This window comes from Shimazuella alba, from assembly GCF_009831235.1.
In the GTDB taxonomy this organism is placed as follows: domain Bacteria; phylum Bacillota; class Bacilli; order Thermoactinomycetales; family Thermoactinomycetaceae; genus Shimazuella; species Shimazuella alba.
In genome coordinates this window covers 125,178-140,204 of the sequence record NZ_WUUL01000004.1, presented here as the reverse complement: position 1 = coordinate 140,204, position 15,027 = coordinate 125,178, and the positions used below count along the sequence as shown (strand labels likewise).

14 protein-coding genes and 2 pseudogenes are annotated in these 15,027 nt (G+C 36.8%); 11 read left to right on the top strand and 5 right to left on the bottom strand.

The window, feature by feature from the left end:
• Positions 1-282: 282 nt before the first annotated feature.
• Positions 283-1,011, bottom strand: a pseudogene (gpr, locus tag GSM42_RS07505) (GPR endopeptidase); the annotation flags it as partial.
• 139 nt (positions 1,012-1,150) lie between these two features.
• Between gpr and rpsT the strand changes: the two are divergent.
• From rpsT to GSM42_RS07475, 6 genes are all read left to right on the top strand, one after another.
• Complete coding sequence (rpsT, locus tag GSM42_RS07500) at positions 1,151-1,411, top strand: 30S ribosomal protein S20 (RefSeq protein WP_160800934.1); 261 nt, start codon at positions 1,151-1,153, stop codon at positions 1,409-1,411.
• A 100-nt stretch (positions 1,412-1,511) separates the two neighbouring features.
• A complete protein-coding gene (locus tag GSM42_RS07495) occupies positions 1,512-2,018 on the top strand; it encodes a CcdC family protein (protein ID WP_160800933.1) in 507 nt (168 codons plus the stop codon).
• 586 nt (positions 2,019-2,604) lie between these two features.
• The gene (locus tag GSM42_RS07490) at positions 2,605-3,144 is read left to right on the top strand and encodes an RNA polymerase sigma factor (RefSeq protein ID WP_160800932.1); all 540 of its coding nucleotides are present in this window, start codon (positions 2,605-2,607) and stop codon (positions 3,142-3,144) included.
• Positions 3,141-3,947 (top strand): hypothetical protein, encoded by an 807-nt coding sequence (locus GSM42_RS07485; RefSeq protein ID WP_160800931.1) that lies wholly within the window; start codon positions 3,141-3,143, stop codon positions 3,945-3,947. The genes GSM42_RS07490 and GSM42_RS07485 overlap by 4 nt, the downstream gene beginning before the upstream one ends.
• 61 nt (positions 3,948-4,008) lie before the next feature.
• The gene (locus GSM42_RS07480) at positions 4,009-4,995 is read left to right on the top strand and encodes a 2-hydroxyacid dehydrogenase (RefSeq protein WP_160800930.1); all 987 of its coding nucleotides are present in this window, start codon (positions 4,009-4,011) and stop codon (positions 4,993-4,995) included.
• The gene (locus GSM42_RS07475) at positions 4,973-5,629 is read left to right on the top strand and encodes a hypothetical protein (protein ID WP_160800929.1); all 657 of its coding nucleotides are present in this window, start codon (positions 4,973-4,975) and stop codon (positions 5,627-5,629) included. The genes GSM42_RS07480 and GSM42_RS07475 overlap by 23 nt, the downstream gene beginning before the upstream one ends.
• Positions 5,630-5,753: 124 nt before the next feature.
• Here GSM42_RS07475 and GSM42_RS07470 read toward each other — a convergent pair whose 3' ends face one another.
• Both GSM42_RS07470 and GSM42_RS07465 read right to left on the bottom strand, forming a co-directional pair.
• Positions 5,754-6,437, bottom strand: a complete 684-nt coding sequence (locus GSM42_RS07470; RefSeq protein WP_160800928.1) for a GHKL domain-containing protein — start codon at positions 6,435-6,437, stop codon at positions 5,754-5,756.
• A 330-nt stretch (positions 6,438-6,767) separates the two neighbouring features.
• Positions 6,768-7,471, bottom strand: a pseudogene (locus tag GSM42_RS07465) (LytR/AlgR family response regulator transcription factor).
• A 176-nt stretch (positions 7,472-7,647) separates the two neighbouring features.
• On the opposite strand from GSM42_RS07465, the gene GSM42_RS07460 reads away from it, so the two are divergent.
• A complete protein-coding gene (locus GSM42_RS07460) occupies positions 7,648-8,376 on the top strand; it encodes an ATP-binding cassette domain-containing protein (RefSeq protein WP_160800927.1) in 729 nt (242 codons plus the stop codon).
• Positions 8,373-9,536 (top strand): ABC transporter permease, encoded by a 1,164-nt coding sequence (locus GSM42_RS07455; RefSeq protein WP_160800926.1) that lies wholly within the window; start codon positions 8,373-8,375, stop codon positions 9,534-9,536. Before GSM42_RS07460 ends, GSM42_RS07455 begins: the two co-directional genes overlap by 4 nt.
• Before the next feature lie 58 nt (positions 9,537-9,594).
• Here GSM42_RS07455 and GSM42_RS07450 read toward each other — a convergent pair whose 3' ends face one another.
• Entirely contained in the window at positions 9,595-10,035 is a 441-nt protein-coding gene (locus GSM42_RS07450) for a 2-thiouracil desulfurase family protein (protein WP_160800925.1), read from the bottom strand.
• Between the two features lie 193 nt (positions 10,036-10,228).
• Between GSM42_RS07450 and GSM42_RS07445 the strand changes: the two genes are divergently transcribed.
• A complete protein-coding gene (locus tag GSM42_RS07445; RefSeq protein WP_160800924.1) occupies positions 10,229-11,512 on the top strand; it encodes a phytoene desaturase family protein in 1,284 nt (427 codons plus the stop codon).
• Here GSM42_RS07445 and GSM42_RS07440 read toward each other — a convergent pair.
• A complete protein-coding gene (locus tag GSM42_RS07440; RefSeq protein ID WP_160800923.1) occupies positions 11,509-12,903 on the bottom strand; it encodes an alanine/glycine:cation symporter family protein in 1,395 nt (464 codons plus the stop codon). The two genes, GSM42_RS07445 and GSM42_RS07440, sit on opposite strands and share 4 nt — an antisense overlap.
• Positions 12,904-13,072: 169 nt before the next feature.
• On the opposite strand from GSM42_RS07440, the gene GSM42_RS07435 reads away from it, so the two are divergent.
• Complete coding sequence (locus tag GSM42_RS07435; RefSeq protein ID WP_160800922.1) at positions 13,073-13,708, top strand: LysE family translocator; 636 nt, start codon at positions 13,073-13,075, stop codon at positions 13,706-13,708.
• A gap of 170 nt (positions 13,709-13,878) precedes the next feature.
• Positions 13,879-14,934: a glycoside hydrolase family 6 protein gene (locus GSM42_RS07430; RefSeq protein WP_160800921.1), complete on the top strand. Its 1,056-nt coding sequence runs from the start codon at positions 13,879-13,881 to the stop codon at positions 14,932-14,934.
• Positions 14,935-15,027 lie beyond the last annotated feature (93 nt).

Below are 15,027 nucleotides of genomic sequence, written 5' to 3'. Positions count from 1 at the left end.
AATAACATTTCCGTGCGAGATCTTACTGAAAAGAAGTCACACTAGGAGGGGGAACACTTCACCTCTGTATGGAACGTTTTCGATACACTGGAATGGAAAAGCTCCCATGCATGGTATTCGAGTCTCGGTCTTTCCCTATAATATTTGTTACATATTTCATAGGGTTATTCCTTGAAACAACAGATTATCTAACTAATTTGGTATCGATCCGTTTTCTAATGGAATTAGGGAAAGTTCTTGCAATCTTTTGAAGCAAACTAGGAATCAATATACCTGCATTATTATTACAATGGGAACTCCTACTGCTATTACAGGAACACCTAGCGTTTCTTGATTCAGTTGCTTACGTTTATTTCCCACTCCTGCACCCGGACTTATTCCTGTATCGGTTACTTGGATCGTGGTGTTTACCCTAGATAGTGCTCTGGAAGCTAGGGAATCAAATGCGATCACTAAATCTGGTTTGGTTTCTTGGACAACTCCATAAATAATCTCACTTGTTTCGATACCTGTAATTCCTAATACTCCAGGGGACACAGCTGAAACGGAGCGATATCCGTCTGCTACTTGATCTGGAGCTAGTTCAAACAAATGGCGAGTGACCATAGATTGCTTGATCACATGCGGTCCTAAAGCATCAGGGGTTACATTCCAATTACCTAGACCTACAAGCAAAACTTTTGCATTTGCATCAATCCCAACATCTTGTAAAAACTGTGAAAACTCGTTGGCAAAATGCGCTGCAACTCTTTCTTGTAGGTTTGAATCTTTTGTACGAAGTGCAGGGACTTCCACAGTCAGATATGTCCCTGGCGCTTTTCCGATTTGCTCGGCACCTTCTTGGTTTTCTACCTTAATCCAACTCGTACGAATTCCGTCTGATTCTGTTTCATCTATCCTGACGCCTGGAATGCCATCGATCTGTTGCTGTTCTCTTGCCATATCATGTGCTTCTACTGCTAGATCAGTACGAATGTTATATTGGCTAAGGTCAATCTGGTGTTCTTGCATACTCGTCAACTCCCCATATATTATCCTCCTATTTTTTACTACTATCTGGCTATTATTCTTTACTTTCCTAGACGTGCATGTTACAATTGTGCATGTTGTTTTATCGGGAACAAACAGTTTTGCTTTGGAGGTGAATATCTTGGCTAACATTAAATCAGCTATCAAACGTGCAAGAACAAACGAATTACAACGTGCTCACCGTTCCGCTCAAAAATCTTCGATGCGTACTGCTGTGAAACGTTTCTTAACTGCTATCGAAAACAATGATAAAGAACAAGCATCTGGTCTTTTGAAAACTGCAACTCGCACTTTAGATAAAGCAGTAACAAAAGGACTTATTCATAAAAACGCAGCTGCTCGTAAAAAGTCTCGTTTAACTCAAAAATTACAAACGCTATAAGATCGACCCTCCATTGGGGTCGCTTTTTCATACTTACGCACTTTTTTCATATACTAAGGACAAGATATTCCATTTTCGCGTGGATTATGAGGTGTTGAATATGGAAGCTTTCTTTACCTTACATCTGCATACAATCGCATCTATTGTCTTTGTTTTAGGAGCATTGTCGATGATTTATATCCGTATCAAAGCAGCTGCAAAACCGACAAATGCTAAAAAAATCCTGATCCCTCCACTTGGAATGAGTACTGGGTTTTTTATGTTTTTCTACGAACCTACTCATATCTCTTGGACTTGGGCAGGGATTGCTTTTTTATGTGGAGCAGTATTTTTTTCCATCCCACTCATCAAGACATCAAAGTTTGAACTTCGATCAGGTCAAGTATTTCTCAAGCGCTCACCTGCGCTGATATTTATTTTGGTTGGTCTATTGACGATACGATTCGCCCTGCACAGTTATATTGAAGAATTTCTTTCCATTCCTCAAACTGGAGGACTCTTTTTCATCTTAGCTTTTGGAATGCTCTTACCTTGGCGGATTGCAATGTATCTGCAATATCAAAAACTCCTAAAAGATGAGAAAATAGAGCCTTTGCCAACGTTATAAACACCCAATCTCTATAAGAGATTGGGTGTTTTTGTAAGGAAACGTCATTATTCTTCTGAACAAAATATTGGGTTTTTATTTTAAAATTATGATATTTCAGTAAACAACTTGTTGAAGCATTTTTGTAAAAATAGTTAATCAGCCATTCTCCCGCACTCTTCTACACATTGACGACAACATTTCAGCACATTTTTGGCAGTGCTCTTCACACATTCAACGGCACATGCCCCCCAGATGCCCGCACAAAGAGGACAAATTCGCATGCATTTCGAGACATATCTCAGGTAGCGGTGGAACAAATTTCCGTTCAATCTCGAAGCATGTTAATGAATGCAACCGAATTTGTACATCAGCTTCATGTTAAATAAGATCTTCACAAACCTGTAAGCATCTATTGAAGTGTCCCTACATGCTTAAATTGTAGAGTTTGCATATTCACTACAAATACACTTGCTTCTATAAAATGATATTTCATCCATCTATAAAAAAGAAAAATGAGTACATGTAATATTCTCTAAAAAAATTCTACTCAGATGAAAACTTTTTGTGAAGTTAGCAGGTAATTTATATAGAAGGGAGGATGAAGATGAACAGTTCTGTTATACAAGAAATTCAAAAAGGCAGTCGAGAAGCTTTCAAACAACTCTATGATGAGTATTTTGAATATGCATTTCGGATTGCAAACGCTGTAATCAGAAACGAAACGTATGCTGCAGACGCAGTACAAGAAACATTCATTCGAGTTTATCAACATGTACATTTATTTGATATATCAAAACCCTTTAAGCCTTGGTTTTATCGAATACTCATTAATGAATGTAAGCGAATATTGATTCGTTCTTCAAAAGTCATCCCAATTGATTATACCTGGGAAGACCAAAAAAGTTTATCGAAGCAAGATACTTATAGGTTTGAGCAATTCAGTGACTTATATCAAGCTATTCAATCTTTGAAAGAACATCAGCGCATTCCTATTATTTTAAAATATCTACATGATCTAACGGATAAAGAAATAGCAGAAGTGCTGGATACCAACATAAATACCATTAAATCGAGGTTGTTTAAAGCAAGGAATCATTTAAAAGAAGTCCTTGAATATCTGGAGAAAAAGGAGGGATCAGTGTGAATGAGAAAAAAATAGATGATTTGGTGAGAAAGAGTTTACGAAATAATACCGAATCAGCAATAGATAGCAAGGAACATATCTGGAATAACATCCAAAACCAGCTAAACAAAGTAGAGAAACAAAACTACCAAAAGCGTAAAACCTTTTCCCAACACCATGTACGAAAAAGAAAAAAATGGATTTCCATTACTGCTACCATCGCCTGTTTATTTTTAGCCATCTTCTTTACAACCACAACCAAACAAGGTCAAGCTCTGATCACTACTGTTCGTCAATGGTTTGAACCGAAAAAATCAATTCAACAAGAACTAGAAGGTATGAAAGAAAATACAAATGTAAACCTGCAAGGAAAAGATCAACAATCGCCGCAAGAAGCCAGCTTTATCTTATACGTTGATGAACAGCGTTATCATGTCATAAAAGAAAGGGATCAATTTCTCATCACTGTCGATCTTCCTGAAAAATACCCAGAGGTTTACATGGATATCACACAAAAGACAGGCGTCAAACCACAAGATGCTATCCAACAAATACAACAGGAAATGACTGCGAAATATTCACATGTTGGAAAAATCAAACAAGTAAAAAGTCCTGTGACTGGCTATCAACTAAGAGCGGATCAAGGCAACAAAAAATGGAATGATGAAGTGGTTGTCTACTATGTAGTCAGCAACAAACAAAACGGCAGCTTTATTATTAAGCAAAAATATTTTTTAGAAGCATCGGAAGGACATGGCGTTCGTTTTGATAACATGCTAAAAGACTTTAAAGTCATCCCAAATGCAATAAAGCCCAAAAAATAATGATCCCATCCTTTCATGAAAGTATATGGATAATCAACAACAAAGAAAAAGGAGATAGATCATGTATAAAAAAACAATTGTTATTTCTGCTAAAGGCGAAGATAGTTTCACTTCTGCTCAATTAAATAAACTAAAAACAATACCAAACATATCTTTTATCGCTCAAATGGATCCTTTAACTGAAAAAGAACTCGTTTCGTTTACACACGATGCAGAAATCGTTGCTATTACTCGTCGCAGTGCAAAACATCTGCCAGCAAATGTTTTAAAACAAATGCACAAATTAAAAGGTTTAGTGGTATATTCCACAGGGTGTGAATGGATCGATCATTACTATACGAAGCAACACGATATTCCTGTCAGTTACTTAAAACATTATTCTACTAATTCAGTTGCAGAGCACACGATGGGACTTATGCTCACAATGAGTCGAAGAATTCATATCAGTTATGACAAAGTAAGAAAAATCATACCAGTGCATATCTCTAATAGAGGTTGGGAACTAAATAACAAAAAACTCGGTATCATTGGTTATGGAAGAATCGGACAAAGAGTCGCCAAACTGGCTGAAGCTTTTGGAATGAAAGTATTCTACTATGATGAATCACGGAAGAATGCAGGTGGAGCCGCCTATCTCCCACTGAATACTTTACTATCTACCTGTGATTTGATCTCCTTACATGCTTCTAGACAGTATCAAGAACCTCCGATACTAGATAAAAAGCGAATAGCAATAATAAAAAAGGGAGCTTGTATCATTAATTCAAGTCGACCTGAACTGATTCACACCCCTTCTCTTATCTCTGCTATAAATGAGGGGCAAATCATGGGTTACGCAGTAGATGAGATACTAGATCAATCTGATCTCGCTTCCCTTTCTGATTATGGAAGAGTACTCGAAACCGCACACTCTGCCTGGTACTCTAACGAAGCAATAGAACTCGGAACAGAAGAATGGACGAATAACATCTATGCAATGGCAATAGGTCAACCGGAAAACATTTTAAAAATAGGAGAGTTATTTCATGCAACCACAAAAATGGCGTAAAATAGAGATATTTTCTGCTATTTTGGTTTTTTTGTTATCTTATCTTTTTGTAGCGGTAATATTTTTTGCAAAATGGCCTAATTGGTGGGAATGGACAGTTCCAGAGCGGTCACCAATGACTTGGTTGCAGTCTCTTCTTTTGTTTTCAAATGCATTAGCAGCTTCTATATTAGTCATCTGGAATTATTTGCAAAGTGATAAATCAAAAATGTTTTGGTGGGCATTACTAGCTCTTGGTTTTGCATACCTCATGCTAGATGAAAGATTTGCTATTCACGAAAGAATACGTGATCTGTATTTAGCACCCAACCAAATAAAAATTCCAGTGTTTTTTTGGACTAGCGATGGAGATTTTATTTTACTTTTATACGGACTCATTGCTATGCTGTTTATATTTCCATATTTTAAACTTTTCCAAGTAAGAAAAGCAGCTGTTTATTGGGTTATCTCCAGTTTTTCCGTCGCTGTAATATCGATAAGTATGGACTCCATTTCTTTCAAGAGCTATCCTCGAATCGTACAGAACATACAACAATTTTCCGAAGAAATACTAGAAATATTTGTAATGAATTCTTTTCTAATCGCCTTGTTATTCGTTTTATCTTTTTCTATTCAACAAACATGGAAACGATAAGAATTTTCAAAACACAAAAATCCTCTCAACCAAATTACTAGAGGATTTTTTGTTTTGAAGTGGATAGAAAAACTAAACATCTCTTCCGTTTAAATCGCTCATCTTTTTGTGGTGTACTTACATTCTACTTACCACTTATTTTGTTAAGTTCCGCTATTATAGGTAGTTTGATTATTATCTTCAACTCATCATTTTGAAATTGGTACGTTAATATCCCATGGTGTGATTTTACCAAACTGGAGATAATATATGTACCAAGTCCTTGATGTTCACCATGTTTAGAGGTAATCTCAAATTTCTCAAATAACGAATCCAATATATGCCTATTTTTGAAAAAAGCACTATTTTCGATCTGAAGAATATAAATTCCACTATGGATTGCTGTCGAAACAGAAAGAGAAGATTGAGAATGAAGAGCATGATAACCACATATTGCATCGGTTGCATTTTCTAATAAATTTTCGAGTAATTGGACTTGATTTATTTTTTTCAAAGGTAATAACGAAACAGGAACGTCTAACTTATATGTAACGTTCGTACCGATTCGATTTAAAATTTTTTTGTATTTAAACAAAATCGAGGCAATTGGAGTACTCTCCCCTTTTAACGTACTATTTATTCCTTCATACTCTCCTACTAATTCTTCCAAATATTCCTTCGCACCTTTATTACTTTCTTGTTCCATTAAATGGCCAATCGCACTCACATGTTTTAGAAAGTCATGCCGTTGAGAACGAATGGTAAGTAAATAACGATCCATTTCTTCCATTTGCTTGGATAACTTTTCTAAATTTTTTTGGTCTTTCACTAGACCTGGAAAGTTTTTTATTCTTATTATTTCACATATGATACTCCCAGATAATGCCAGGATTTGAACAGAGTACTGAACCGATAGGAAGATCATGATCAGAAAAAGAACCTGTATCCATATGAAACCAGCTGTTTTTTCAATGACAACACGGTTAATAGAAACGGATAAAGTTTTAGAACTTTCACTTCAGAGAAAAGATAACCGATAAATCCAATCAAAGGGACATAAGCCCACAGACTAGGATGATCGTAAATGAACTTACCCCAGATAACGAAATGAATCATTACAATAAAGATCGGATAGAAATAATACTTCATAGACTGTCTCCTAGTTAAAAAACTGAGCTTGTAATACATCTAAATTAGCTTTTGTTATAATTGCTGTACTTTTTGTATGTTTAAAATGAACTGTATAGGAATTCTTTGTGTACAAAGAAAAATTTTTCACATGATGAATGTTGATAATAAATCCCCTATGAGCTCGAAAAAAGTACGATCCTGCTAACTCTTCCGCTAATTCGTTTAGCGTTTGATAAGAAGAATAATCTCCAGTAGTCGTGTAAATCGTAGTAGACCTGCCAGTCCGTTCAATATAAATAATATTCTTTTTCTCTATAAGAAAGACTTCTGACTTTGTTTTTAAAATTAACTTCGTTTTATCTCTTCCATCCCTTTTCTTTTGTAATCTGCTTATCCCCCTCAATAATCGATCTTTTGAAAAAGGCTTCATAATATAATCTAATACATCCAAGTCAAAAGCATGGACTGCATACCCGCTATGACCAGTCACAAAGATTACTTTTATTTCCATTCCATAGCTACGAATAAAATCCGCGAGTTCATAACCTGATAACATAGGCATTTCAATATCGGTAATGAGCAAATCAATTTCGTTTTCTTTAATTAATTTATATATGCTTCCTCAGAATTATTTGTTGAAAAAATGATCTTTATATTTGCTTCGTTTTCCAGTGTAATGATAAGCTTCTCCAAGTCATATTTTTGGTCATCAACTAAACCAACTCGAATCATATATTCAACTCATCTCACGAAATATGTTTATTACACTTCAACATGTTCATGAAATGCATGGGTACATTCACAACCGAAAAGGCACGATTCGCGACAAGATCGATGTATTCATGTCTGTGTATCTATATGATAAAAACAGATCAATTGAAGGAGGCACAACATGATAGACATACAGCATGTATCAAAAATTTTTCCAGATAAGAAAAAAAAACATTGAAGCAGTAAAAGATATCTCTTTTCAAATAAAAAAAGGAGATGTTGTAGGACTTCTTGGGGAAAATGGAGCGGGAAAAACAACCTTACTCCGTATGATTTCAACCATCATGCAACCGTCTGAAGGCAATATCTATATAGATGGAATCAATATTCACAAGGAGCCAATGAAGATCAAAGGAAAGATAGGGGTTTTATTTGGAAGTGAGACAGGGTTATATGATAGATTATCGACGCGAGAAAACCTTGCTTATTTTGCAAAACTTCATGGATTAAGCAAACACGAAACACAAACGCGAATTGATTATTTATCTGTCCGTTTTGGAATGAAAGAATACCTTGATCGAAGAGTTGGCGCTTTTTCCAAAGGGATGCGCCAAAAAGTAACTATTGCTAGAACATTAATCCATGACCCTGAGATCATCCTGCTAGATGAACCAACTACGGGACTTGATATTACTTCTGCTAATATGTTTCGGGAGCTTATACACCAATTACGGAAAGAAGGAAAAACAATCATTTTTTCCAGTCACATCATGGAAGAAGTAAAACAGCTTTGTCAGTCCATCGTCATGATTCATAGAGGTCAGATGATATATAACGGAACCACTGAAGATTTATATAAACAAGAAGAAAGCAATGATTTGAACTATATCTTCATGTCTTTGATTGTAAGGGGGGTTCATTCATGACTTGGTATATCTTTCAAAAGGAATTGAAAGATTCACTACGCGATAGCAAAACGATTCTATTGAGTGTCTTATTACCGATTGTATTTATTACCGGTATGTTGTTTTTCACGGAAAAAATGATGAGTGACACAGATGAGCAAATAAAAGTAGCGGTAGCGAATAGTACAGATAAAGAGATATTAAGCTGGTTAAAAGAAATCAAGGGACTAGAGTTGATCCCATCTGCCAATCCGTTAAAAATGGTGGTGGATGGGAAAGCAAATGTCGCTTTTTCCGCCGATGCTGATTTCAGTCTTCAATTAAAAGACAAAAAAATACCAAAGGTACTCTTTCAAGCAGACCCCACTAGTACGAAAGGTGGAAATGCACAAGAAAAAATAGCAAATGCATTTACACTAAAAAAAGATAAACTTGTTCAATCACGCTTATTGGAGAATAACATAGATCCAAAAGAAATTAATCCATTTCAAATCAACATGAAAAGTATCAGTAAAGGTGACGATCAATCGCTCTATATTATTTCCATTATTGCTCAACTGATTATTGTACTTGCTGTTTTAATGGGTGGAATCCCAGCAGCTAACGATTTATTTGCAGGAGAAAAAGAACGAAAAACGATGGAAACATTGTTGATGACCCCAGTCCATCGCATTCATCTTATCGTTGGTAAATGGTTGACTATTGCTGTCTTAAGTATGATAAGTGGAGTTTTCTCCGTCATATCGTTCATTTTAGGTGTAAATTTATTTACCGAAAAGCTTGCAATTGCTTTGAAATTAGATCAAAATGTCAGCTTTTTCACTATCAGTCTATTAGTTGGAATCATCTTCTTTGCCTTATTAGTTTCAAGTGTACAAATCATAATCAGTTTATTTGCGAATAATTTAAAAGAAGCACAAAACTACATTACCCCTATTACAACAGGTGCAATGATACCTTATTTCCTATTAATAGGTGTTTCTGTAAACGAGTTGACAACAACGCACTTCCTTATCCCATTTTTAAATATTTATGCTCTGATCAAGCAGCTAATCTATGGGATTTATGATATCAATAGCATACTTCTAGTCTCTGGAAGTTCTGTTGTCTTCATAGCCCTTTCCTTCTTTATCGCCTATACCATGTTTATGAAAAGCAAATGGGTGCTTGGAAAAAACTAACACAAAAACAAGTTCCAGAGATCACACTACTCTGGAACTTGTTTTAACAAAATTTCAATCATGTTTCTTCGTTGCTCACTTTGATTCCATTGCGTTCCAATAGTGCTGCTGTTACCCCATTGCCAGCCTGTTTCTTTCCTTGAAATGTTCCATCATAAATCATATGACTACCACAAGATGGACTTCTCTCTTTCAGAATCGCCTCTGTAGCACCAATTGATTTTGCTATGCGGAGTGCTTCTCTGGCTCCACGTATAAAGGCTTCTGTTACATCTTCTCCTTCGATCGTTATCACTTTGGCTTTGCCATCTAAGACGTCAAAGCCGTCCCCGCCAACTATTTCTGCTGGAAGACGCGGAGTAGAAAGTCCTCCCATCTGCTCCGGACAAACCGGAACTGCTTTCCCCTCTTTTACCAATTGCCTAATATCTTGATCTAGGCTACTCTTCCCATCAAAACGGCAATGAACACCCATCAGACAAGCGCTCACTAATTTCATTTGCCTCACTCTCCTATCTTTTGTCGTAAAATTAAAAATATGATTGGAGTCTACCGAAAATCAAAAGAACTTGTTACAATGTAGGGGATGAAGAGAACCATAAGTATATGAAATCCCTTTTTCGCACAGGAGAAGGGAAATTATCTATGTCTACGATACTGTTGAAAAATGAAATTTGTAAAGGGAGTTATCTATGTCCTCGTCAGTCGTTGTGGTTGGTGGAGGTTTGGCTGGACTTTCTGCAGCAGCCCGACTAGCATACCACGGATACCAAGTAACCCTATTGGAAAAAGCGCCCAAATTAGGTGGCCGTGCAATCTCCATCCCGATGAAAGGTTTTAACTTTAACTTTGGAGCACACGCTATCTATGCTCGTGATAAGTCTATCTTACGGAAATTCGAAAAAGAAATAAAATTAGAAGTGGATTGGCGCGATTTCTCTTCTTCTAAAGCTTTTTACGACATGGGAACTTTTACAACTCCTATGCCGGCCACTTTAGAAGGATTGTATAAAACCAAAGTACTGGATGCAGAAAACAAAGTGCGGTTTGCAGCTGAGATTTTAAAAACATTGAGTGCTATTGAACGTGGAGAAGATGGAGTACTCATTGGTGATTATTTAAAAAAGCAGCCTGAGCAAATTCGTGAGTTACTTTTAACCGTTGCATCATCTAACTTTTTTACCAATGAACCAGAAAATATTCCATCGCCTTTGTTCTTTGCTTATTACAAAAGATTGTTCTCCACCCAGCGGGCGGTTTCATACATCGGTGGTGGATGGCAAGCTATCGTTGAATCGTTTGCGAGTATTATTGAAAAGAATGGCGGTAACATTATAACCAAAGAAAAGATCGATAAAATCGAAGTGAATCATAACAAAGTAACTATGATTCACGGAAAAGAACAATCTTATCAAGCAGATGCTTTTATCTTTTGTATCCCGCCAAAAGAGCTGAGCAAACTGTTTGCAGAAACCAAACATGAATCGTTATTTACGACGTATACCAATTACCAACCAACACAAGTAGTCGTATTTGACATTGGTTTATCCGAACGAATTGCTAGTCCATATACCTATATCTATCATAAAGGTGAAAGAGTATTTGTTACCGATATCTCTCATTATGATAAAACCTGTGTACCTGAAGGCGGACAACTCTTACAAGGTGTCGCTTACTTAAATGAAGAAGAGATCAAAGAAGGCCAAGCGGATGAGAAAGTAGCTATCATCGAATCCGTTTATGATAAACACTTTGCTGGTTGGCGAGATGTACTGGTTGCAAAACGGCTTTCCAAAAAAGCAACCGTACAAGAGATTAAAAGTATCCACGACCAACAACTGATGCCTGTACAATTTTATAGTTTAAAAGATGTATACTTCGCTGGTGACTGGTGTCATGGAGAAGGGCAGCTATCTGAGCTTTCCTTTACCTCCGCCTACGAGGTTACAAGTCGGATTATGAAGCATGAAAATTAACGACTTTCAAGGGCAGTCTTATTTTGTGGGCTGTCTTTTTTTCTCTGCTCTATATATTGATCTGTTAATTGAGAAACTTTTTTTCCAAGAAACAAAATAGCTAATACATTTGGTACTAATATAATCGCAAGCATCAAATCGAGCAATTTCCACAAAAATGCAAGCGCACCAACAGCCCCTAACACGATCGCGACAAAATAAACAAATCGTATCGTCAACTGTAATTTTCGACCGGAGAGTATCGTGGCTTGTTGCTCCCCATAAAAAATAATTACATTTAACGTCGCAATCACAAAGAAAAAGAGCAATGCTGAAATAAACCAATCGCTCACGTTTTTGCCAAATACACCTTGAAATGCATGGATTACCATACTTGGTGCATCTTTAATAGGTGTTTTGGTCCAGACTCCAGAAGTGAGAACAACAAAACCGCTTAAGGTGCATATGAGAAGGGTATCAATGGAAACCGTAATGATTGCCCAAAATGCTTGTTGTGGTGGATACTTCACGGATGCAGTGGCATTTGCGATAGATGCGGTTCCAAGTCCAATCTCAGATGTATACAATCCCCTTGCAAACCCCCATCTCATAGCCAAAACCATGGAAGCACCTGCGAAAGTCCCGACAGCTGCCGATTTATGAAACGCTTGAGAAAATACCATACCAAAACTGGGAATGATACGCTCATAATGAACTCCAATCACAATCAAACAGGCCACCACATAAAGAACAACCAAAATAGGCAGCAGTTTTTCATTTACTTTACCCATTCGTTTCATTCCTCCAAAAACAATCAAAGCCGTAACGGCTGCGATCGCTAATCCAACCCAAATAGATGAAATAGAAAAAGCTCTTACAATCGGCTCTGTAACAGAATTGGCTTGTACCATGCAACTTGGGATGATTTCTAATAACAGCCCTACTCCATACACGATGCTCATCTTTTTCCAGCCAAGCCCTTTCTGCATATATGACATCGGTCCTCCTATCCACTCATCCTTTTTATTTTTTTCTCGATATGCCAATCCCAAAACAATCTCCGCATATAACAAAGACATTCCTATGAGCGCTACGACCCACATCCAAAACAATGCACCTGGTCCCCCAAGGCTTATTGCTACAGGAACACCCACAATATTGGTTGCACCCGCTGTTGCTGCCAAAGAAGACGAGAATGCCTGAAACGGCGTCAATGCACCTTTTTCCTTTGAGGCTTTTTGTTTCTGAAACAATTTTCCGATTGTTTCTTTGATGATGATGAAAAAATACCGAATAGGTAACACTTTCAGCCTAATCGTAAAATAACAGCCCGCTAAGAGTAAAAAAATGATCATGGGAAAACCCCATATAAAATCCGCGATCTTCTCTATTACATGCTCAAACTTTTGCATACTAGTAGCCCCTACTTTTTTCTTATCCTTAGTTTTTTATCAAAGCGATTTTCTTATTCTAAATTTGTCCAACTGCTCATTTACTAAATAGAGGATACAGTTAGATTTTGCACTCTAGTTGCACTTATATAAATAAGAATTCTTATCTATCAAGAAAGGATTATCAAATATGGAACTGATGTTAAGTCACTTTTTGCTGGGAATTTCCTTTGCAGTTCCCATGGGTCCAGTAAATTTTGAAATTGTGCGAAGAGGCATCGGACAAGGTTTTCTTTGCGCTTGGATGGTGTCTCTCGGAGCACTTACTGCTGATTTGGTATATTTGATCGCTATAAATCAAGGAATTTCTGAATGGATGTCCATACGCTGGATACATATCATCCTTACATGGTTAGGAGCCTTATTTTTCCTCAAACTTAGCTACTCGAGCATAAAAAGTTCCTTTGAAATATCCAATGATCCAATCTTGCAGATCGCTTCGATTGAACCAAGTAAATGGAATGCATTTTGGTCAGGCTTTCTGATTGCGATCATAAATCCTATCACTTTTCTTTTTTGGTTAGGCGTTTATGGTTCCCTCTATGTTTCACTCGTTCAAAATAACGATACAAATCTTGTTTTGATTTGCATTTTTTGTCTATTTCTCGGTATCGCTATTTGGAATATAAATGTGGCTACCACTGTACACATCAGCAGACGTTTTCTACATCAAAAAGGAATTCGGATTATTACCTTTCTAACGGGTTTGATCTTACTTGGATTTGGGATCAAATTTTTATATAAAGGAATATCGTTCTTTTTTTGAAACTACTAGCAACAGAAGGGATTCTTTGTTAGATAGACAATCAAATTAATGTTCAAATAATTCCCAATTTAAAATATTGAATCCCTTTTCTTATTCCAGTACTATTATGATTAAGCAAATTATTGCAAAATGTAAACACAACATGATTGACATGTAGGGAGGCAATGCAATTGGTAAAAACAGTACTGGGTTTGTTTATCCTTAGTAACGTTTGGTGGACTTCGCAAATTCAAACATTATTTCCCGATTTTGCTCCAATTACGGTTACAGAACAGCAGCCACACCATCAAAATAAAGTATCTGCTGAGGAACCATTTGCAACAGATAATCCAGAACAAGTAATCGAAACAAACGATCCTTATCTTCAAACAGATGGCTTGTATCAAGAAAAAGATTCCCCTGCCATTCAATGGGTGAAACAAAATCCCAAAGACAAACGTTCAGAACAAATCAATAAAAAAATAGCTACTATTCCTACCGCGAAATGGTTTGGTGAGTGGAATACAAGCGAAGTAAATGACTATGTTTCCCAAGCAGCTAAAGAAAACAAGCTTCCTATGCTAGTAGCTTATAACATTCCGTTACGTGACTGTGGTCAATACTCTGCAGGAGGAGCTAAAACACCTGAGGAATACAAAGACTGGATTCGAAAAATTGCCTCAGGGATCGGCAACCGTCCTGCAATTGTTATATTAGAACCAGATGCACTCATCCATCTCGATTGTTTATCCGACAGAGATCGCCAAACTCGATTTGCCTTGCTCCAAGATGCAACCGAAGTATTGAAAAAAGAGGCTCCACATACATGGACCTATATGGATGCTGGAGATGGAAAATGGAAATCTCCGGAAGACATGGCTGGTTGGCTAAATCAAGCTGGTGTCAAAAATACACGCGGTGTTTCGTTAAATGTCTCTAACTACAACAAAACAACTGATGTTGAAAAGTATGGCCAAACACTGATCGATCAACTAAAAAAGAAATACAACGTTTCTGCACATCTTGTCATTGATACCAGTAGAAATGGCAATGGTTCCAATGGACAATGGTGTAATCCGTCTGGTAGAAAACTCGGAGAAACACCATCAACAAAATCTACTTCCATTACAGATGCATTCTTATGGATTAAACGACCTGGCGAATCAGACGGTGATTGTGGAATAGGGAAAGGAACAAAAGCAGGTGAGTTTTCTCCCGACCTCGCAATAGCACTTATCAATGGATAAAAAATAGAGTAAAAAATCCTTGATCGATAAAACCGATTAAGGATTTTTTATGAAAATCATTTCGTTTTTTCTACTACTTTCTTTCCTAGGGGT